This window comes from Candidatus Planktophila lacus, from assembly GCF_002287925.1.
GTDB classification, from domain to species: Bacteria; Actinomycetota; Actinomycetes; order Nanopelagicales; family Nanopelagicaceae; genus Planktophila; species Planktophila lacus.
The window spans coordinates 252,465-273,065 of sequence record NZ_CP016769.1; the positions used below are offsets into that span (position 1 = coordinate 252,465).

Here is a 20,601-nt window from a genome sequence, read left to right on the forward strand (position 1 = left end):
TTATTTAACGCTGCCCTGCCGGACCATTGGCATCGCCAGATTGCATCTTAAAGAGCGAACGCCAAGGAATGTTTCTTACAAATTCGCGCTTTAACGCAATTGTGTTTAGTCCAAACCCAATAAAGGAGAGAGCTTTAACTCCTGACGGAATTTGGTTAAAGATAAAAACCATCTGAACCGGCATGCCAATTAAAGCAATTGCGGCAACGGCTAATCTGCGAATCCACCATATTGCCTTATTTCTCTTGGTGAATTCCCAAAAGAGTTTGCTCGTAAGTAGCAGCGCAATTGGGCCAGTAAAGAGAACCAACGCAACTAAAGCAGCGACTACAAGTACCAACGATTCCATTTTTACTTTAACTCTTCCCATTCGCTAGCAAGGACTGCGAGTTCAACCATATCTATCTGTCTTCCGTCAGAGCGTGTAACGCGCTGGCGGAGAATTCCTTCTTTGGTGTAACCAGCGCTCATTAAAAGCTTTTGCGAAGCAGAGTTATCTACATCAACTGCTGCTTCAATGCGGCGAAAGCCCATCGTTAGAAATCCATAGTTGGTAATCATCTTGGCAGCGATTGTGCCAATCCCTTTTCCCCGCATTGGGGCGTGCATCCAGTACCCAATTTCAGCACGGTGGTTATCTAGGCTGATTGTGTGGAGCGAGACAACGCCTGCAAATTCCTTGTCATCCCCGACGCCAAATTCAATTACGAACGGGAACTCACGATGCAGTTCAAGAGAAGCTGGCACTCGTTGAACATAATCGAGGGCGTGAGCCATGGTGTATTCGGCCGGGACGGTGGTGAATCGGGGGATTAGTGGATCTTGGCAGGCTTCAAATATTTGCTCAACATCAGATTCTGCTGGCGGACGCAGGGTGACGCGACCATATTGGAGAGTAGGAATCTCACTTGGCCACCAAATCATGGCCTAAGTATCTCTTAAACGGCGTCATGAATTGAGCGCGCCGGGGTGAAGAACTTCTTGCCCAGCGGGGATAACCATGTACAAGATCCGTCAGGGTTGCTAGTCACGCTCCAGCCGTCGTGAGTCTTCAATCTATGGTGGCGTCTACATAGCGCACCTAAATTTTCTGCCGAAGTAGAACCACCTTCTTCCCAACTTTGCGCATGATCTAAATCTGAGAGCGCTGCCGATCTTCGACATCCTGGGAATCGGCAAGTGCGATCTCGAGCAATTAAGAAATCTTTCAGCGCTTGCGGTGGTTCATAACTTTCCCGACCGTAATCCAAGAGATTTCCCGTTTGTGGATCGGTTATAAATCGAATCCATTTTCCATCGGAAGCTAATTCGCGAGCAATCGACGCTGGAATAGCCCCGTAACCATTCAACTGTCCAGGGTTTTCAGCAAGACCGAGCAGCGTTGGAAGATCGATTGTGACGTTGATTGATATCGGACGGCGATGAGGTGTAACAGGAGAAGCAGAAAGTGAGGCTGCAGCGATTGCTGTGAGTGCATCTGCGCGCTTCATATCCGTGCTTCTTGCATCTTTAGCGCTAATAGTTCCATCTCTATTTTCAATATCTGCGCTGGCTAAACGGATGAAGCTCTCGATCGCGTTCATTACAACTTGCGCATCTGCAGCAGGCAGGATTGCTACGACTGTCGACATTCCATCGCTATCGTTGTAGCAAGAAACTCGACGAGTATCTCGGGCACGAGCGACTGTATCTTCAAATGTTTCTGGAGCAATCCGCGCCAATGAGGTTCGCACTTGGCTAGCAACTTGGGCTGGAGTATGGAATTCCGCATGGGCAATGGCGCGCTGTTCTACTTCAAAAATCTGAAACTCAGTTAGTCCATCACGGATCGCAGCTGCCGTCTCTTTCGCAATTACATTTGCATGGGCAAGGGAAATATCGCCGGTTGCTAAAGCCGAGCAAGTGTTAGGTAAGTGATTTACCAAAGTTCGCGCAACATCAATACGAGATTGCGCAGTTCCTGCGGAAAGGCGCAACGCGGTAGAAACATCTTCACGTTCTGCTTCATCAACGCCAAAGAATGGTTCTTGACCGTTTGCAACGCTTGGATCATTTCCAGCGACAGCAATGATTGCCCGTTGCATCAGAGCCTGAAGCCAAGCGGTTTGGCGTTCTAACGCCGTTAAATAATCGATACGCGAACTCGGAGAAAGTTTGCCAGGATCGATGGCAACTAATTCGGAGAGAGTCTTAATCCCTGGCATGGAATTTAAAAGTTCAGCAACTTTGCTTGTTAAATCTAGGTTCGAAGCTAGAGCCTGAGATTGGTAGTCCTGCTCAAATGTTTTTTCATCCAGCGGCCCAGTAGACGTTGCGATCTCGGCGGCGGTTGACATGGCCAGATAATCGTTCGCAGGGCTGACAAAGTTGGGCTCATTGAGCGCTTTATCCACATAATTGTGAAGATAACTTTAAGTTGCAGGTAGTTGAAAGTTCAACTAAAATCAGGCTCATACATAAGGAGCAAAAATGCCAGCAGTTACCGTAAGTGACATCACCGTCCTACCTCGCGTTACCGATGCGCCAAATTCACGCGCCCGTCGCGTAAAGAGCATCACGACCGCGCCACAAGGTTTCGAAGGTGAAGGCTTTCCGGTTCGTCGCGCATTCGCCGGCGTTGACTTGGCAGAACTCGATCCATTTATTCACTTAGATCAAATGGGCGAAGTTGAATACGCACCCGGTGAACCAAAGGGAACTCCATGGCACCCACATCGCGGATTCGAAACAGTTACATACATTATTGATGGAATCTTTGATCATAAAGATAGCAACGGCGGCGGCGGAACAATTTCAAACGGTGACACACAATGGATGACTGCCGGCGGCGGAATTCTTCACATTGAAACTCCACCAGAGCATTTAGTAATGAGCGGTGGTTTATTCCACGGTTTCCAACTCTGGGTAAATCTTCCTGCAGAAAAGAAATGGTTACCGCCTGCCTATCAAGATGTGCGTGCAAATGATGTTGCACTTTTATCTAGCGCAGATGGTGGATCACTTATTCGCGTTATCGCAGGTGAACTCGATGGACATGTTGGTCCTGGAACAACGCAGACACCAATTACTTTAATTCACGCAACGGTTGCACCGGGTGCAGAACTTCGCTTGCCATGGCGCAAGGATTACAACGCACTTGTTTACACAATCTCTGGACATGGTTTTGTAGGCGATGAAAGCCGTCCAGTGCAGATGGGTCAGCTAACTGTCTTCGGCGATGGTGATTCAATCGTTGTGCGCGCTGCAAATAACCAGGAAACTCGTTCACCAAACCTTGAACTATTTATTCTCGGTGGCCAACCAATCAAGGAACCTGTTGCTTGGATGGGCCCATTTGTAATGAATACGAAGCGCGAAGTTCTGCAAGCATTTGAAGATTTCCAGAAGGGTTTACTTGGCTCAATCCCTGCGATTTATAAGGAAGATGCCAAGCGCCCTGTGAACCGCACCGACAAACTCAGCGGCGATGTCCTGGACGTTCATAACGCTCCAACTGACCTTCAAGAGAGCTAATTTTTCGCGTTAGAATAACGCTATGAATCCGCAGAAAGTCCTTCTTTATTATGGCTTCACACCCATAGCTGACCCTGTCGCGATTCAACTCTGGCAGAAAAATCTCTGCGAAGCGCTAAACCTTAAGGGCCGCATTTTGATTTCTCCAACTGGAATCAACGGCACAGTTGGTGGCGACATTGATGATCTTCGCAAATATGTGAAGTACACCAAGAAGTATCCGGGCTTTAAGAAGATCGGATTTAAGTGGTCGCAGGGCACCGGCAATGAATTCCCAAAACTCTACGTTGCAGTGAAGAAAGAACTCGTCGCCTTCGATAACCCTGATGAAATTAAAGTTGATGAAAAGGGCGTTGTCGGTGGCGGTCAGCATCTTCGCCCAGAACAAGTTCACGAGCTAGTTAAAGAACGCGGTGATGATGTTGTCTTCTTTGATGGTCGCAATCAATTTGAGGCCAAGATCGGCAAGTTTAAAAACGCAATTGTTCCTGATGTTGATACCTCACGTGATTTCGTGCGCGAGATTGAAAGTGGAAAGTACGACCACTTGAAGGAAAAGCCAGTCGTTACTTACTGCACCGGCGGAATCCGCTGTGAAATCTTGTCTGTTGTTATGAAAAACCGTGGCTTTAAAGAGGTTTACCAAATTGATGGTGGCATAGTTAAATATGGTGAGAAGTTTGCTGACGACGGCCTCTGGGAAGGCTCGCTCTACACCTTTGATTCACGTATGGCGATCGATTTCTCAACCAAGACCAAGGTCATCGGTGAATGCGAGATCTGCCAGGCGCCAAGCAAGATCTTCCGCAACTGCCGCACCAAGACATGTCACGAACTGATTCTGCTCTGCGATTCTTGCAACGACCTGCCAGCAAGCAGCAAGTGCACGCACGACCCATCTAAAGTGCGTGACTCCGAGATGGTTGGCTAACTCTTTTAACTAAAAAGTTTTGTTTAGAGCGCCTTGAGCGCGCTAACAACTTTAGTTAGTGAAGCCTTCGCATCACCAAAGAGCAACATTGTCTTTGGATCATAGAGAAGTTCATTTTCAATTCCCGCAAAGCCCGGACGCATCGAACGCTTCAAGAAAATTACGTTTGCAGCGTTGGAAACCTCCAAGATAGGCATTCCGTAAATTGGGCAACCAGGTGTTGTTTGCGCTGCAGGGTTTACGACGTCATTTGCACCGATAACGATTGCAACATCTGTCTGACCGAAGGTTGGGTTTACTTCATCCATTTCAGCCAATTGATCGTAAGGAACATTTGCTTCAGCGAGAAGTACGTTCATATGTCCTGGCATACGACCTGCAACTGGGTGGATTCCGTAGGCAACATCGATGCCCTTAGAGATCATCAAATCAGCGAGTTCGCGCACAGTGTGCTGTGCTTGTGCAACAGCTAAACCGAAACCAGGAACGATAACCACGCGACGTGCGTAGTTAAGAAGAATAGCTACGTCATCCGGTGAACCAGAACGCACTGGACGTTCTTCGCCTGCAGCAGAGACATCTTGTGGCTTGGCGGTAAAAGCACCGAAGAGAGTTCCAAAGAGCGAACGACCCATCGCATCTGCCATCAAGCGCGTCAAGATTGTTCCGGATGCACCAACGAGCGTTCCAGCAATAATCAGAAGTGTTGAATCAAGAACATATCCGCTGGCCGCAACTGTTAGACCAGTAAAGGCGTTAAGTAGCGAGATAACGATCGGCACATCTGCGCCACCAACTGGAAGCACGAAGAGAACACCGAATAGCAGTGAAAGTGCAGCCAAAACCAAGAGCGGGGTAGTGCCGAGTTCAACTACAACCCAACCTGAAACCCCGAATACTGCGGCCAGCGTTGCGGCAATAACAAATCTTCCACCAGGGAAAACAACTGGTCGAGTTGTCATCAACTCTTGTAGCTTTAAGAAGGTGATTATCGAACCGCTGAAAGAGACGCAACCAACTACTACGGTGAAGACGGTAAAGATAACGACTGCTGTTGAAGCGTCAGCGCCAAGGGCGAGATATTCAACAATTGCAACGAGCGCTGCGGCACCGCCGCCAACACCATTAAATAACGCAACCAGTTGTGGCATTTGAGTCATCTGAACCTTGCGCGCTGCCGGCACACCAATTAGCGAACCGACTGCGATTGCACCGATGATCCAACCAAGGTTATTAAGTGGTGCGTTATAGGCAAAGACAACCAAGGTTGAAATCGTTGCGCCGAGTGCACCAATTAGATTTCCGCGACGGGCGGTCTTTGGGTGAGATAAACCTTTGAGAGCAAGGATGAAGCAGACACCGGCTGCGAGACCGATTAAGTCATACATAGTGCGGTTCATTTATCTGCTCCCTTCTTATTTCCCTTAAACATTTCGAGCATGCGATCGGTAACGACAAAGCCGCCGATCATGTTGATGGTTGCAAGGATTATTGCGACTACAGAAAGAGATAGTTCGAGCGTTGTTTTGCTGTGATCGGCGACGATGATCGCACCGACCAAGATAACGCCGTGAATCGCGTTGGCACCTGACATAAGAGGTGTGTGAAGTGTTGAGGAAACCTTTGAAACAACTTCAAATCCCACAAATACTGCGAGTACGAAGATTGAGACGATCGCCATTGCATCCATTACTTGGCTCCTCCGGCACTTGGGTCGCGTCGCTGGCCACCATGAGTAACCGCCGATGCATTGATGATTTCGTCTGCAAAATCAAGATTTAACGCAACTGGTGCGCCATCTTTTGTTCCAGTCGTCATCAAAGTTAACAAGTTAACGACATTTCGTGAGTACAAACTTGATGCGTGGAATGGCAGTTGGCTCGGTACATCTTTACCGCCCCAGATACGAACGCCGCCGCTAGTAACAACTACTTCGCCAGGCTTTGAACCTTCAACGTTTCCACCAGTCTCGGCAGCTAAATCAACAATCACTGTGCCAGGTTCCATGGCATCGATCATCGCTTGCGTCATCAAACGAGGCGCAGTACGTCCAGGAACTGCAGCAGTTGTAATAACAACATGTGACTTTGCGATGTAAGGAGTTAGAAGCTCACGTTGCTTTGCAGCGCGTTCTTCAGTCATCTCGCGCGCATAACCGCCGGCGCCTTCGAGTGATTCAAGTTCGAGTTGGATAAATGTTGCGCCCATTGATTTAACTTCATCTGCTGAAGATGGTCGAACATCGTATGCAGAAACAACTGCGCCTAAACGACGAGCAGTGGCAATCGCTTGCAGACCAGCAACGCCAGCACCAAGTACTAAGACCTGTGCTGGTGTAACGGTTCCGGCTGCAGTCATCAAGAGTGGGAAGAATCGTGGTGACATCTCTGCGCCAACAAGAACTGCGCGATATCCAGCGCACAAAGCTTGTGAAGTAAGCGCATCCATTGACTGGGCACGTGAGATACGTGGAACTAATTCGAGAGAAAATGCGGTGACGCCGGCTTTGATTGCAGCGTCAATTGAATCTACAGCGGTGACAGTAGATAGGAATGAAATTGTGATTGCACCACTCTTTAGCGTTGCCATCTGCGCTGGTGTTAGCGGCTGAACAGAGAGAACTACATCTGCTCCGGCAAGGACATCGCCTTTAACTACAGATGCACCTGCTGCGGCATATGCAGCATCGGTTCCCTGCGAGTTATCTCCTGCGCCAGATTGGATAACTACTTCATATCCAAGGCGAGTTAACTTATTGATGATGTCAGGAACTAGCGCTACGCGCTTTTCTCCAGCTTTAACTTCTAATGGGACGGCTACACGCATGGACAAACCATACTTGCTGATCTAATTACCTGCGAGTTCTCCACGGGTGAGGTGATAGAGCAGGGCTTGGATAGTTGTGCGGCGGTGATAGGCCTCGCGCCAAATGACCGACTTCGGGCCATCGATCACGGAAGCTGCTACTTCTTCACCGCGGTGCGCTGGCAAGCAGTGCATAAAGATGGAATCTTTTTCAGTCAACGCCATCAAATTATCTGTAACTGCAAATGGTGCCAGCACCTTAATCTTCTCTGCGCGCTCTGCCTCGGGATCTCCCATAGACATCCAAACATCGGTATATAAAACGCTTGCACCTTTTGCAGCTGATTCTGGATCGTTGGTTACTTCAATCGTTGCGCCAGTTTTTTCGGCGATCTTTTTCGCTTGTGCAACAACATCAGCACTTGGCGCCCATTTTCCATCGGGAGTTGCAGCAACTACATGTGCGCCCATAATCGCACCCATCGTTAACCAGGCATGAGACATATTGTTTCCATCGCCGAGGTAAACAAATTTTCGATCTTTGATATCGCTTCCAAATGTTTCGCGGATCGTTAACCAGTCAGCAAGCAACTGAGTTGGATGATCGTCATCAGTTAGCGCATTGATTACAGGAATTGAAGCGTTGGCTCCAAGTTCATCGACATCAGATTGCGCAAAAGTTCTGATAATCAAAGCATCGCAATATCCGCTAATTATCTTTGCGGTATCCGCAATAGTTTCACCGCGTCCTAATTGCAGCTCATCTCCGCGAATAAATATTGGAGTACCGCCAAGGTGGGCAACTGCTGTTTCAGATGAGAGGCGAGTGCGAGTTGAAGGCTTTGTCATATAAATCGCAACGGATTTGTTCTTTAGACAATCCTGAGAACGAAGTGGGTTCTTGGCGAATTCGGCTGCAGTGTTTAGCAGCAAATCAACATCGGCTCGCGATAAATCAGCCGTGCGCAGCAAGTCCTTCATCTTCAAATTCTACCTGCTGCCACTATCCTTTCGGACATGGGTATTTTCCGTAAGAACTCTCCTGATTTAGAGGGAGATACAGATCTTCTTACCCGTCCCGATCTTCAAGAAGATGATGGGGGCCACGATCGCTTTGCGCACTATGTAAAGAAGGAAAAGATCGTTGAATCCGCGGTTACCGGTAAAGCGGTACGAGCGCTCTGCGGCAAGAAATGGATCCCATCACGCGATCCCGAAAAATATCCAGTCTGTCCAGTCTGTAAAGAAATCTATGACGGCCTCCCGCGTAAAACGCCTGATAAGTAAATCTTTAGTCGTTGTATTCGCTCTAAGCGTTGTTTTTTCACCGCAAGCACATAGCGCTAATCAGCCTCGCAAAATCCTAACTGGGTGGATTCCTTACTACTCAATGAAGACCTCGCTACCAGCTGCGCTAAATAATGCAGATTTAATTAAAGAGGTAATGCCATTTTGGTACACCTTGAAATACAACGGAAAGACTAAATCAGCGTATGTCAGCGATCTATATGTCAGTGGTAATCCAAGTATTCCAATGGCAACTCCGCTTGCTGCAATGCGTGCCGCCGGTTTTCAGATTATTCCAACAATCACCGACGGGACAGATAAGTTAGTTCTATCCAATTTGCTTGCCAATCCAACGAGCAGAACCCAAATTGCCAAAACGCTAAATGACTATGTGATGGCTAATAACTTCGATGGTATTGATCTAGATTTTGAAGGTTTCGCATTTGTTGATGGAAATACCACTTGGGCAAAGACCGCGCCATCTTGGGTTGCTTTAGTTAAGGAGTTGTCAGGGTTATTGCGCGCAAATAATAAATTGCTCTCAGTTTCAACCCCTTACAACTTTAACCCTGCTGAAAGACAGAAGGGTTATACGGTTTACGCCTGGCCGCAGATCGCTCCATTTATTGATCGTTTAAGAATCATGACCTATGACTATTCAGTTTCTAAAGTTGGTCCAATCGGGCCACTTGCTTGGACAGAGAAAACAGTTGCCTATGCCGCTTCAATTATGCCGGCGTCAAAGGTGTATCTCGGCCTTGCAGGTTACGGCCGTGACTGGGTAACCAAGGTAGATGGCGTATGTCCTGCGCCTTTTGCAAATGCGATAAAAGTTGGCGCAAAGGCTGCAACTTTTGTGATGCGTGATGCTGCAGCACTTGCCGCAAGTTACCAAGTTACGCCGGTTTTCGATGCCAAATTTGGTGAGGCAACTTTTACTTATACAAAGTCTTATGAAGGAACCACTGCAGACGGGCGCTCCACAATTTGTACTGCAACGCGCACAGCTTGGTATCAGAATGCACAGAGCTATAAGTTAAGAAGCGAATTAGTTGCTAAATATAAATTAGGTGGCGTTACCGCTTGGACTTTGGGCATGGAAGAGCCACTTGCCATGGAGGCAATTCGCCAGACTGCACTAGGTATCGCACCCGTAAAAGTAATTAGCGCTTTAACAGCAGATAAGACTGCGGCGCTTTATGGAAATTCAGTTTCGATATCTGCGCAATTGAACTTAGAAGATAAATCACCGGCCGCTAACCTTCCGCTAAGAATTGAAGGCAAGAGTGCAAACGATGCGACTTGGCGCGTACTTGGAACAGCAGTGACTGGTGTAGATGGAAGATTTACTACGCCAATTCTCTTAGGCAAATCAACGGCTATTCGTATTGCAACTGATGGCACATGGGAACGCGCAGAATCCTTAAGTAATGAGATCTCAATATTGATTGATCGCACAATTTCTATTTCGGCTCCCGGCACAGTAAAAGCCAATTCTTTATTTGCAATCGATGGGGTAGTTCGCCCAAGAAGTGCTGGTGCTCAAGTCTCGCTCATGAAATTTAGCGCGGGCGCATGGAAGAAAGTTGCGATCGCGACCACCAATGAACAAGGCGTCTTTGCCTTTGCCATAGAGAAAGAGCCGCGACAGGTAGCGCGCTATCAAATAATTGTCGAAGGCGATCAACTTTGGCGTCAGATAGCTGCTCCAGAGTTCTCTATCATTATCCGGTGATGGTTAAGACTGATACTCAAATCGAAGAGCAGATTCGCGCAATCTTCTCTGGCGATACTCCTTGGGTCACCATCGTTTGGGATGACCCAGTAAATCTCATGACCTATGTAACTTACGTTTTGATGGAACTCTTTGGTTTCTCTAAAGAGAAAGCCCACGAGTTAATGATGAAAGTGCACACTGAAGGAAAAGCGATTGTTTCAACAGGAAGTCGTGAAGAGATGGAGCACGATGTGGCTCGCCTTCATGAATATGGACTATGGGCAACGCTGCAACGCGGGGACCAAGCGCTATGACATCAGAAGGATTCAAACGCCACGGCAGTAATTCTTACGTCGCTGAATTTGCTGAGAATGAACGCGAGATTTTAATTAATTTAGCCGAACAAATCATTGAACTACTTGCCGAACGCGTAGACCATGGACATGAAGATCCACTCGCCGCGATGGTCGGCATAACATCGCACGATGCGCCACCTGAAGATGAAGTACTTCATCGCCTCTTGCCGAATGCATATCAAGATCAAGTGGATTCGGCAGAGTTTCGCAGATACACCGAATCAACGCTTCGCAGTAAAAAGCAGGCCCACGCCATGGCGATGCGAATGTATTTAAAGAGTGCTAAAGATGGAACGGTAGATCTCGATCACGATAGCGCCAATGCCTGGCTTGGCGGAGTTAACGATATGCGTTTAGCTCTCGGTGTTCGCTTAAATGTTCAAGAACGCACTAGCGATGAGTTAGAACTCTTAGCACCTGATGATCCACTTCGTGGCGTCTATATTGTTTATGGATGGCTCGGATGGTTGCAAGAAGGTTTGTTAGCAGCGCTTATGGATGAGAGTTAGGATACGACTCTTATGTCACTAACTATTTCTAGAGCTTTCGTTGATGCAATTATTGAGCAATCTCGTGCTGAATATCCAGATGAATGCTGTGGCGTAATTCTTGGGCCAATTGGTAAGGGCTCGCCAGAACGGCTAAAGCCGATGATTAATGCGGCGCACTCACCAACTTTCTACGAATTTGATCCAAAGGATTTATTGGCGCTCTATCGTGAAGTAGACGATAACGATGAGGAAATTGTCGTCATTTATCACTCACACACTGAGACCGAAGCCTTTCCATCCCGCACGGATATCGCATATGCCGGCGAACCTGGTGCGCACTATGTTTTGGTCTCTAGTCGCAAAGAGATTGCACCTGCAATTGAATTCCGTTCTTTCCGAATAATCGATGGAGTTGTAACCGAGGAAGAAGTTTCAATTACCGATTAACGCAAATCTTGGCCATAATAAGGGCATGAGCATCGATGTACGTATCCCAACAATTCTTCGTCCATTTACCAAGGATCAAAAAGCAGTAACTGCAACCGGTACAACGCTTAGCGCGGTTATCTCAGATCTCGATGCGCAATACCCAGGAATTGGCGATCGCCTCCTTGAAAATGGTGCGCTTCGCCGCTTTATTAATATCTATGTAAATGATGAAGATGTGCGCTTTCTCGGAAGTTTAGAAGCGCCAGTTAAAGATGGTGATTCAGTAACAATTCTTCCTGCTGTCGCTGGCGGTTAAATTGTCGCGTTACGAATCACTTGAGGCATCGGTAGGAAATACTCCGCTAATCGGTCTACCTCGACTTTCTCCTGCGCCAAACGTTCGCCTTTGGGCGAAGATGGAAGATCGCAATCCAACGGGATCGATTAAAGATAGAACAGCGATCTCAATGATTAACGAAGCTGAAAAAAGTGGCCAGTTGAAACCTGGCGCAACAATTTTGGAACCAACTAGCGGTAACACTGGTATCTCACTTGCGATGGCAGCAAAGGTTCGCGGATATAAATTAATTTGCGTAATGCCAGAGAACACGAGTCCAGAGCGTCGCCAACTCCTTGAGATGTGGGGCGCAAAGATAATTTCATCTCCTGCTGCCGGAGGTTCTAACGAAGCGGTGCGCGTTGCCAAAGAGTTAGCGGCGCAAAATCCTGAATGGGTTTTTCTCTATCAATATGGAAACCCAGCAAATACCAAGGCGCATTACGAAGGCACTGGTCCGGAAATATTTAAAGATCTACCAACTGTTACGCACTTTGTGGCAGGACTTGGAACAACCGGAACTTTGATGGGCGCAGGTCGCTATCTACGTGAGCAGAACCCCGATGTACAAATCATCGCGGCAGAACCACGTTACGGAGAAGTTGTTTACGGGCTAAGAAATATTGATGAAGGTTTTGTTCCAGAGCTATATGACGCATCTGTTCTGACTCGTCGCTTTTCAGTAGGAGCAGAAGATTCAGTTCGTCGCGTGCGCGAGCTACTTGAGGTCGAAGGAATTTTCGCCGGTATATCAACGGGTGCAATTTTGCATGCAGCGATTGCGATGGCTAATGAAGCCCTTGCTGCAGGACGTGATGCAGATATTGCATTTATCGTCTGTGATGCGGGCTGGAAATATCTTTCAACTGGTATTTATGGTTCAGAGATAGAAGAAGCAACCGAAGGGCTCGACGGCACGCTCTGGGCTTAAGGTGCGAGGCGGTAGTCTTGCCCTGTGAGCGATGCACCAATCGGAATATTCGATTCAGGGGTCGGCGGTTTAACCGTCGCACGTGCAATTCTCGACCAACTTCCAAATGAATCTACGCTCTATGTTGGTGATACTGCGCGCGGTCCATACGGTCCAAGACCGCTAGCTGAGGTTCGCACCTTTGCACTTGAAACTCTTGATTATTTAGTTGAGCAAGGTGTAAAAGCTTTGGTAATTGCTTGCAACACTGCAAGCGCTGCGATGTTACGTGATGCGCGTGAGCGTTACTCCGTTCCAGTAATTGAAGTGATTCAACCTGCGGTACGCCGCGCAGTTGCAGCAAGTCGAACTGGTCGCATCGGTGTAATTGGTACACGTGCAACTATTGATTCAAAGGCTTACCTAGATGCGTTCGCAGCCGCTCCGCAGTTGGAGATAACTTCTATCGCCTGCCCACTATTTGTGGAGTTTGTAGAGCGCGGTGAAACTTCTGGCGAAGCAATTACCAAGGTCGCTCGCGAATATTTGAAGCCAGTTATGGATGCCGATGTCGACACCTTAGTTTTAGGTTGCACTCACTATCCGCTATTAACAGGCGTAATTTCCTATGTAATGGGCAATAACGTCTCACTTGTATCTAGCGCCGAAGAGACTGCAAAAGATCTCTATAGAACTCTGGTTGAAAACTCATTACTTCGCGCACCTTCTTCTACGCCGGCAACACATCGTTTCTTGGCAACGGGGGATTCAGCTGCCTTTGAAGTTCTAGCTCGTCGTTTCCTGGGACCTGAAGTGGGTTCTGTTCAACATATAAATAGCCTCAAATAAATCCAAATAAATAGAATGGAAGTACATGGCACGCAACGACGGAAGAAGTAATGACCAACTTCGCGAAATTAAAATCACTCGCAAGTGGTTAGATCATGCCGAAGGTTCAGTGCTCGTTGAATTTGGAAAGACTCGCGTTCTCTGCGTCGCCTCATTTACTCCAGGCGTTCCACGTTGGTTAAAGGATTCTGGAAAGGGCTGGGTAACTTCGGAATATGCGATGTTGCCACGTGCAACTCACACACGCTCTGATCGCGAAAGCGTTAAGGGCAAGCTCGGCGGACGCACTCAAGAAATTTCTCGTCTAGTAGGTCGCTCACTTCGTGCGATTGTAGATATGAAGGAACTTGGCGAAAATACAATTGTTATCGACTGCGATGTTCTACAGGCAGATGGTGGAACACGCACTGCTGCAATTACCGGTGCATATGTGGCACTTGCTGATGCAATTTCTTGGGCGAAGTCACAAGGCCATATCAAGGCAGATTCCAAACCACTTAGCGATTCTGTTGCTGCGGTCTCTGTCGGAATCATCGATGGAGTTCCAATGCTCGATCTTTGCTACGAAGAAGATGTTCGCGCAGATACCGATATGAATGTGGTCTGCAGTGGAGATGGACGCTTCATTGAAGTTCAGGGAACTGCAGAAGGCGTGCCATTTGATCGCAACTTACTTGATTCACTTCTTGATCTCGCAGTCGCTGGCTGTGTAGCACTAGGTGAAATACAGAAAGCTGCTTTAGCAAAGTGAATTTATTCAAGTGAGTTCTAACCAAACTCCCCATAAATTACTTCTGGCTACACGCAATAAAGGCAAGATCGAAGAGTTTCGTCGCATCCTGGAAGATATTGCTGCAGGGCAGATTGAATTAGTTGGCCTTGATCAATTTCCTAACCTTCATGATGTTGATGAAACCGGTTCAACCTTTGAAGAAAATGCTTTATTAAAAGCGCGCGAGATGTGTGAAGCATCAGGAATTCCAGCGATCGCAGATGACAGCGGGCTTTGTGTTGATTACTTAAACGGTGATCCCGGAATTTTCTCGGCTCGCTGGGCGGGAAGCCACGGTGATGACAAAGCAAACACTGCAAAGGTATTGGCCTCACTTGCAGATGTTCCAGATGAGAAACGCAGCGCGCACTTCACTTGCGTTGCTGCCCTTGCCTTGCCCGATGGCCGTACCCATGTTGAAGAAGGAAAATTCGAAGGTTGGATTCTGCGTGAGCCGATTGGGGATCAGGGATTTGGCTACGATCCAATTTTCCGCCCCGATGGTTATTCAATATCTAGCGCGCAAATGAGCGCGGAGGAGAAGGATGCGATAAGCCATCGCGGAAAATCACTCCGCGCTATCGCACCTCATGTCATCAATTTGCTCAACTCCCTAGGCTAAACTTGGCCTATACGAGTTAGTTCAAACCCTGATCGTTTCCAATTTTCAAAGGAGTCACATCGTGGCAGTAAAGAAGAAAGCACCGGCTAAGAAGAAGGCCGCAGCTAAAAAAGTTGTTAAGAAGGTAGCGAAGAAGGCTCCAGCGAAGAAGAAGGCCGCTGCTAAAAAGGTTGTAAAGAAGGCGGCGAAGAAAGCGCCTGCTAAGAAGAAGGCCGCTGCTAAAAAGGTTGTAAAGAAAGCGGCGAAGAAGGCTCCTGCGCGCAAGAAGAGTGCAGTAAAGAAATCTGCAGCCAAGAAGTCATCTTCTGCAAATAGTTTAGTTATTCCTCCAGTACCAGTTGGTGGCGTAAAGCGTCCATCAGCGGTAAATGTTTCTACAACACCAGTTGCTAAGCCAGCACCAGCGGCTAAGCCAAGTGCAGCGCCAAAGCAATCAACTTCACCACGCGTTTTGATCGCAGCAATGATCGGTATCGCACTTCTAGCAATCGTTGTTATCTCACGTCCAGCATCAGATGGCGATGACGTTGCACCTGTTGCATCAGCATCAGCTACTGCAACGGAGTCAGCAGCGCCAGAGATGTCTGAAGAGGCAACACCAGAAGCAACTGAGTCAGCTGCAACAGGTGAAGCAGTTTCTGTAGTTGAAGCGCCAGGTCGCTTTATCGGAAACTGGAAAGATTCATCTAAATCAGTAATGGTTATTACATGGAAAGCGCCAGCAGCAACTGCTGGTCTAACTGGTTACAAGTTTGAAGTTCGTTCAGGAATGGGCGAATGGAAAGAATCAGGTGTGCTTCCAGCAGATCAACTATCAATTGAATTCACAAAAGGTTCAACTGATGGTTCAACATCATTCCGAGTTTCATCAATGTACTCAGATGGTCAGATCGCAACTGCCAAGGCATTTGGATTCGCCGGTCAGTTCGAATAATTCCAATCAAATAATTACTGGAGAAAATAACCCTCACCAATTCGGTGGGGGTTATTTTTTTATCCCTATTAATTATGTATTACTAAAGTATTACTAGAGTTGAGTTTCGATAGCTGCTACATAGGCGCGAACACCGGCTGGCACAAGGTGCACACCATCGGGAGCGAAGTACTCGGTTCGGCCTTGAGATATCTGATCCCATGGAATTACCGAGATATTTGGATAGTTAGCTGCGACTTCGCTAATCAAAGCGTTATTAGCCTCTTTCCAAGGCCGTGGAACTGCTGTGTTAACCACGATTGCCTTGGGTGCAGATTTAACAGCTTCAAAGATCTCGACGACTTGTTCGCGAGTCAACGAATTGTTATTTCCCAGATTGAAGATAACCGTTGAGTTCAAAACCTTTGGACCATCAACCTTCATCACATCAAGCAGTTCAGGTGCTTGGCGCCCAACCCGCGCATTTATCAGCGCTATCGGGTGCTTATCTTCGATCTCAGATCTAATTCCTAGAATTACCGAATCGCCTGTTACCCATAGGCCAGGTTCAGAACTATCTACAACAGTCGTAATCGGTTTATTGGCATCCTTAAGTAACTGCGCTAAATCTTTATTCTTATTATCAATTTCTACAAGGGCGTTAACAGAGACAGTTGCAGAGAGAAGCAGTATTAAAGATGAGATTAACCAGACGCCGATCTTCTGCCTTCTGCGCACATAAGGAGTGCGGTACTTCATGCCTTTAAACCAATAGGCAACTGCGCCACTTCTAATTGGTAGTTCTACTAGGCGCAAAGAGATGTCGGCTAAGGCGAGTACGACCAAGATGCGCAAGGTAAAGAGCGCCCAATCTTCTCCATCTAGATCAACTTGTGGGCGCGAGATTTGGAAGATTACCCAGTGCCATAAATAGATTGCATATGAGCGCTCACCTATCCAAAGGAGAACACGATTACGCAAGAGGGGTGCAAAGCGAGATGCGGGATGCACAATAGAAATCAGAATTGCGGTGCCAAAGATTCCCGCTAAAGGAAAAGCGATTCGGTAAAGGGCAGGTTTTGATTCATCAATAAGTAAGAATGTTGCCAAGATTCCGAGGAATCCAAAGACTCCGATTCCGTCGATAAAATCTTGCGCTCTACGACTAACTTCAGGACGGAAATTCTGGGGGATCCAACTAACAGCAAGTGCTGCACCTAAGAAGAGGCCGATGCTGTGGGTATCGGTACCAAAGTAGATATGGCTTACCTTTGAAGTATTTGTGGCATCTACTTGGAAAGAGACCAACATCAAGACGATTCCTGAAGTCATGGCAATTACTAGCGCTGCAATGGAAATCAATTTCTTACCGAAGAAGCGCAGTACCAAGAGCAGAATTAGCGGCCAGATTAAGTAGAACTGAGCCTCAACTGCCAGCGACCACGTGTGTTGAAGAAGTGGTGGACGTCCACTGCTTTCAAAGTAATCCTGCTCGTTAAAGACGAGCCACCAGTTCATGCCCCCGAAGATCGAGAACGGGGCATCGGTTAAGAATTTCTTAGTTGTATCTGGCGCCCAAAGCCCAACGACAATTGAGGTCACGATCAACATGAATAAAAGAGGCGGTAGCAATCGGCGAATACGCGCCATGTAAAAATCGCGCAGATCTAAACCACCGCGCTGCTGAATTGAATCAAGAAGTAAACGAGTAATTACATAGCCTGAGATAACAAAGAAGAGATCTACTCCAAGAAATCCACCAGGTATCCATTCGATCCCAAGGTGATAAAGCATTACCGCAATTACTGCGACAGCGCGCAGACCATCAATTGCAGGGATGTACTGGATACCGCGTTTGGTAGCCATATTAATTACCGACGCTTGGCTGGTTTTTTCTTAGTAGCGCGCTTTTTAGGTGCAGATTTCTTAGCCGGTGCAGCAAGCGCCGGTTTAGTTCGCTGGCTAATAACTTTCTTTGGACCAGTATCAATTACTGTGTTATCTGCATTTAAGTTTTCATTTACGCTCTTGTGAAGATTGGCAAGTCTTTCAAATGCTGAATCTAAGCGAGTGCGGCTCTGTGCGATCGCTTGTTCGGCAGAATCTAAGGATTGGGTCTGGATTTTGTAGAGGCGCTCTGCTTCAGCGATAACGCCACTTAACCATTGGCGATATTCAGCGACTTCACCAGTTGCCGCAACGATGATGCGCTCACCTTCGCGACGCGCTGCTTGGGCTAGAGCTGCTGCTTCGCGACGTTTTTCATCAAAGATTGATTGTGCTTCGCGCTCGACTGAAGAAAGTCTTTCTGCCGCTTCTGCTTCTGCCGCAGTGATGTACTTACGTCCGCGAGCTTCTGCGCCAGATAAAATTGTGCGCGCTTTAGTTTCGGCGCCTTCGATGGCATCTTTTGCCTGACGAGTTGCTTCAAGAACAACGCGCTCTGATGATGCAAAGGCTTTTGACTCGCGAGCTTGCGCTGACTTGATCATCGACATCGCAGTCTCGGTTGCGAGAATTTCAAACTCTTCCTTGCTTAAGGAAGTGATATCGCGACGTGAGCGAAGGTCATTGAGTTGTGATTCGAGTTCGCGGATGCGATCTACCGAACTTGGAGCAGAGCTTTCGCTCTCTTTAAATCCAACCCAATTAAGGAACGAGTTTTTCTCAGCCATGTGCCTAGATTAGGGCAAAGGGTGGAAAGTTTAAAAGTGGGGTGACTTAGTCGCGGTATATCGCGAAGGAGACGGCGAGGTACTGCGAGACCCAAGCGGCGAGCACGAATATATGGAAAAGCTCATGGAAACCAAAGTACGTTGCGGCTCTGCCCGGACGCTTTAGCGCATAGAAGATCGCTCCAATTGAATAGAGCAATCCACCGATGATTATCGGAAGTAGAACCCAGAGGCCACCTTCTTTATAGAGCTGCGGCGTATAGATAATGGCAACCCAGCCCAGGAGCAGATAGTTGGCAACATATAACCAACGGGGCGCACCAACCCAGAAGATGCGTAGTGCAACGCCCAATAGCGCGCCAACCCAGACAACGCTAAGCAAGATTATTTGATCGTTTCCTTCAAGTAGCGTGACCGCGAAGGGAGTGTAAGAGCCTGCGATCAACAAGTTGATGTTGGCATGATCCCAACGACGCCAAATCTTTTTCTTGGCAGGTGACCAAGGAACGCGGTGATAAATCGCGGAAACGCTAAAGAGCATAATCGCGGTGATTGAATAGAGAGCAACCGCAAATTTTAGTGAGTTCTTACTTAATATAAATAAAACTAGCGAAGCGATAATTACTACAGGGGTCGCGGCTAAGTGGAACCAGCCACGTAACTTCGGTGGCGCTACTGCCGCTAACTTCTCGCGCTCGCTAGCTTCTTTACTCATGTATCAACACTACGCTTTGCGAACGAGTTTTAGGTCTCGCACCGATTTAACGGAAAGCGCGGCCAGGGCTGCGGTCAAAGTTAACGCTCCAGTTATGTAGAGCATTGTGCTAACTCCAAAAAGTTCTGCCAAAGGGCCTGCCGCTGCAATTCCTAGAGGAGATAGACCAAAGGAGCCAAATGCGTCATAAGCCACAACGCGTGAGTATGACTCTTCTGGGATATGAGATTGCAGTGAAGTATTCCAAACAACCATAAAGATATCGATTGCGATTCCGGCAAGAAATGCGCAAATCAGCGAGATCCAAAGGGGAGTGCTCAGCGCGAGCGAGAAATCCCAAATTGCCGTTGCCGAGATAATCAACATCGCAAAGAGCAGCGGACGGCCGAAGTGAACTTTAAGGGAAATCACGCTCCCGATAAGCATGCCTGTAGTTAGAGCAGCAAGGTTAAATGACCAGAATTGCGGCCCATTATCGAACTTGGAGAAATTCAATGGCCCTAAAATCTGCAATAGAGATTCATATGCAACATTAATAATGGCAAAAGCAACCACAACAGTAACTACCCATGAGCGGGAGATAAATTCACGCCAGCCTGATTTGAGATCTTGGAAAACAGTATTCACATTCTGGCGCACGATCGTTGGTAGATCTAGATTCCAAACAATAATCCCGGCGATAAAGAAGGAGATTGCATCAACCAAAAGCGCCCAACCCGAACCAAAAGCGGTAACTAAAATTCCACCTAAGAGCGCACCTGCTACATAACCAATATTTGTGGTTAGCGCGATTACTGCATTGCCGTGCTGCAACTTCTCTTTCGGTAACACTTCTGGAAGGACTCCTGACATGGCTGGCCACCAGAGGGCGTTTAAAACTCCGAAGAGTGCGCCCATCAACGCTAAAAGTAGGACGCTAGAGCTATTAACAATTAATGAGATTGCGCTAATTGCCGCGAAGGCGCTTCCAATAACATCGGCGCCACCGACAATCCGGTTTCGTTTAAATCGGTCGCCAACAACTCCGCCAAATAGCATTAAGGCGATCATCGGAAACATGCGCGCGGCCATCACGATGCTTAGATCTTTTGCTGTGGCACCTGGCAGGGCTAAGACCCCGAAGGCCAGTGCGACCGGCGAAATGCCATTTCCCACATTTGAGATAAAGCGCGAGGCGGCCAAGGCGGTAAAGCCCGGATGGGAGTGGAGGTCTTGTAGCTCGCGGCGCATCTGGCAAGCCTAACTGTGAGGGGGCTGGGGAGTAGTTGTTCGGGTGATT

24 protein-coding genes are annotated in these 20,601 nt (G+C 47.7%); 13 read left to right on the forward strand and 11 right to left on the reverse strand.

Annotated features, from left to right (window positions below; translation table 11 throughout):
• Positions 1 to 4: 4 nt before the first annotated feature.
• From A1s21148_RS01230 to A1s21148_RS01240, 3 genes are read right to left on the reverse strand one after another with little or no spacing between them, the layout of a single operon-like run.
• On the reverse strand, positions 5 to 349 hold the full coding sequence (locus tag A1s21148_RS01230) for a hypothetical protein (RefSeq protein ID WP_095670683.1): 345 nt from the start codon (positions 347 to 349) through the stop codon (positions 5 to 7).
• 2 nt (positions 350 to 351) lie between these two features.
• On the reverse strand, positions 352 to 924 hold the full coding sequence (locus A1s21148_RS01235) for a GNAT family N-acetyltransferase (RefSeq protein WP_095670684.1): 573 nt from the start codon (positions 922 to 924) through the stop codon (positions 352 to 354).
• 14 nt (positions 925 to 938) lie between these two features.
• Positions 939 to 2,336 carry an HNH endonuclease signature motif containing protein gene (locus A1s21148_RS01240; protein WP_095670685.1) on the reverse strand — a complete coding sequence of 466 codons (1,398 nt, stop codon included), beginning with the start codon at positions 2,334 to 2,336 and terminating at the stop codon, positions 939 to 941.
• Positions 2,337 to 2,469: 133 nt separating this feature from the next.
• Between A1s21148_RS01240 and A1s21148_RS01245 the strand changes: the two genes are divergently transcribed.
• Complete coding sequence (locus A1s21148_RS01245) at positions 2,470 to 3,513, forward strand: pirin family protein (protein WP_095670686.1); 1,044 nt, start codon at positions 2,470 to 2,472, stop codon at positions 3,511 to 3,513.
• A 22-nt stretch (positions 3,514 to 3,535) separates the two neighbouring features.
• Positions 3,536 to 4,444 carry an oxygen-dependent tRNA uridine(34) hydroxylase TrhO gene (gene trhO, locus A1s21148_RS01250; RefSeq protein ID WP_095670687.1) on the forward strand — a complete coding sequence of 303 codons (909 nt, stop codon included), beginning with the start codon at positions 3,536 to 3,538 and terminating at the stop codon, positions 4,442 to 4,444.
• A 23-nt stretch (positions 4,445 to 4,467) separates the two neighbouring features.
• Here the strand turns inward: trhO and A1s21148_RS01255 are convergent, their stop codons facing one another.
• The 4 genes from A1s21148_RS01255 to argF are packed head-to-tail and all read right to left on the reverse strand — an operon-like array spanning position 4,468 to position 8,230.
• Positions 4,468 to 5,844 (reverse strand): NAD(P)(+) transhydrogenase (Re/Si-specific) subunit beta, encoded by a 1,377-nt coding sequence (locus A1s21148_RS01255; protein WP_095670688.1) that lies wholly within the window; start codon positions 5,842 to 5,844, stop codon positions 4,468 to 4,470.
• A complete protein-coding gene (locus tag A1s21148_RS01260; protein WP_095670689.1) occupies positions 5,841 to 6,134 on the reverse strand; it encodes an NAD(P) transhydrogenase subunit alpha part 2 in 294 nt (97 codons plus the stop codon). Before A1s21148_RS01260 ends, A1s21148_RS01255 begins: the two co-directional genes overlap by 4 nt.
• Positions 6,134 to 7,270: a Re/Si-specific NAD(P)(+) transhydrogenase subunit alpha gene (locus A1s21148_RS01265; RefSeq protein WP_095670690.1), complete on the reverse strand. Its 1,137-nt coding sequence runs from the start codon at positions 7,268 to 7,270 to the stop codon at positions 6,134 to 6,136. The genes A1s21148_RS01260 and A1s21148_RS01265 overlap by 1 nt, the downstream gene beginning before the upstream one ends.
• Positions 7,271 to 7,291: 21 nt before the next feature.
• Entirely contained in the window at positions 7,292 to 8,230 is a 939-nt protein-coding gene (gene argF / locus A1s21148_RS01270; RefSeq protein WP_095670691.1) for an ornithine carbamoyltransferase, read from the reverse strand.
• A 36-nt stretch (positions 8,231 to 8,266) separates the two neighbouring features.
• Here argF and A1s21148_RS01275 point away from each other — a divergent pair, with 36 nt between their 5' ends.
• The 11 genes from A1s21148_RS01275 to A1s21148_RS01325 all read left to right on the forward strand — a co-directional run bounded on the left by A1s21148_RS01275 (position 8,267) and on the right by A1s21148_RS01325 (position 15,953).
• Positions 8,267 to 8,536, forward strand: a complete 270-nt coding sequence (locus A1s21148_RS01275) for a DUF3039 domain-containing protein (RefSeq protein ID WP_095670692.1) — start codon at positions 8,267 to 8,269, stop codon at positions 8,534 to 8,536.
• Complete coding sequence (locus A1s21148_RS01280) at positions 8,502 to 10,271, forward strand: glycosyl hydrolase family 18 protein (protein WP_095670693.1); 1,770 nt, start codon at positions 8,502 to 8,504, stop codon at positions 10,269 to 10,271. The genes A1s21148_RS01275 and A1s21148_RS01280 overlap by 35 nt, the downstream gene beginning before the upstream one ends.
• The gene (gene clpS, locus A1s21148_RS01285) at positions 10,271 to 10,567 is read left to right on the forward strand and encodes an ATP-dependent Clp protease adapter ClpS (protein ID WP_095670694.1); all 297 of its coding nucleotides are present in this window, start codon (positions 10,271 to 10,273) and stop codon (positions 10,565 to 10,567) included. The genes A1s21148_RS01280 and clpS overlap by 1 nt, the downstream gene beginning before the upstream one ends.
• Positions 10,564 to 11,118, forward strand: a complete 555-nt coding sequence (locus tag A1s21148_RS01290) for a DUF2017 domain-containing protein (RefSeq protein ID WP_095670695.1) — start codon at positions 10,564 to 10,566, stop codon at positions 11,116 to 11,118. The genes clpS and A1s21148_RS01290 overlap by 4 nt, the downstream gene beginning before the upstream one ends.
• Positions 11,119 to 11,130: 12 nt before the next feature.
• Positions 11,131 to 11,547 (forward strand): M67 family metallopeptidase, encoded by a 417-nt coding sequence (locus tag A1s21148_RS01295; protein WP_095670696.1) that lies wholly within the window; start codon positions 11,131 to 11,133, stop codon positions 11,545 to 11,547.
• A gap of 25 nt (positions 11,548 to 11,572) precedes the next feature.
• Entirely contained in the window at positions 11,573 to 11,845 is a 273-nt protein-coding gene (locus tag A1s21148_RS01300) for a MoaD/ThiS family protein (RefSeq protein ID WP_095670697.1), read from the forward strand.
• 1 nt (position 11,846) lies between these two features.
• Complete coding sequence (locus tag A1s21148_RS01305) at positions 11,847 to 12,797, forward strand: PLP-dependent cysteine synthase family protein (protein WP_095670698.1); 951 nt, start codon at positions 11,847 to 11,849, stop codon at positions 12,795 to 12,797.
• 24 nt (positions 12,798 to 12,821) lie between these two features.
• Positions 12,822 to 13,625, forward strand: coding sequence for a glutamate racemase (gene murI / locus A1s21148_RS01310; protein ID WP_095670699.1), 804 nt, complete (start codon positions 12,822 to 12,824; stop codon positions 13,623 to 13,625).
• A 25-nt stretch (positions 13,626 to 13,650) separates the two neighbouring features.
• Complete coding sequence (rph, locus tag A1s21148_RS01315) at positions 13,651 to 14,376, forward strand: ribonuclease PH (protein ID WP_095670700.1); 726 nt, start codon at positions 13,651 to 13,653, stop codon at positions 14,374 to 14,376.
• Positions 14,377 to 14,386: 10 nt separating this feature from the next.
• Complete coding sequence (locus A1s21148_RS01320) at positions 14,387 to 15,019, forward strand: XTP/dITP diphosphatase (RefSeq protein ID WP_095670701.1); 633 nt, start codon at positions 14,387 to 14,389, stop codon at positions 15,017 to 15,019.
• Positions 15,020 to 15,080: 61 nt separating this feature from the next.
• A complete protein-coding gene (locus tag A1s21148_RS01325) occupies positions 15,081 to 15,953 on the forward strand; it encodes a hypothetical protein (protein ID WP_095670702.1) in 873 nt (290 codons plus the stop codon).
• 93 nt (positions 15,954 to 16,046) lie between these two features.
• Here A1s21148_RS01325 and A1s21148_RS01330 read toward each other — a convergent pair whose 3' ends face one another.
• From A1s21148_RS01330 to A1s21148_RS01345, 4 genes are read right to left on the reverse strand one after another with little or no spacing between them, the layout of a single operon-like run.
• Positions 16,047 to 17,798 (reverse strand): acyltransferase family protein, encoded by a 1,752-nt coding sequence (locus tag A1s21148_RS01330; protein WP_095670703.1) that lies wholly within the window; start codon positions 17,796 to 17,798, stop codon positions 16,047 to 16,049.
• A gap of 5 nt (positions 17,799 to 17,803) precedes the next feature.
• Positions 17,804 to 18,607: a hypothetical protein gene (locus A1s21148_RS01335; RefSeq protein ID WP_095670704.1), complete on the reverse strand. Its 804-nt coding sequence runs from the start codon at positions 18,605 to 18,607 to the stop codon at positions 17,804 to 17,806.
• 46 nt (positions 18,608 to 18,653) lie between these two features.
• The gene (gene trhA, locus A1s21148_RS01340) at positions 18,654 to 19,322 is read right to left on the reverse strand and encodes a PAQR family membrane homeostasis protein TrhA (protein ID WP_095670705.1); all 669 of its coding nucleotides are present in this window, start codon (positions 19,320 to 19,322) and stop codon (positions 18,654 to 18,656) included.
• A gap of 9 nt (positions 19,323 to 19,331) precedes the next feature.
• On the reverse strand, positions 19,332 to 20,552 hold the full coding sequence (locus A1s21148_RS01345; RefSeq protein ID WP_095670706.1) for an MFS transporter: 1,221 nt from the start codon (positions 20,550 to 20,552) through the stop codon (positions 19,332 to 19,334).
• Positions 20,553 to 20,601: the final 49 nt, after the last annotated feature.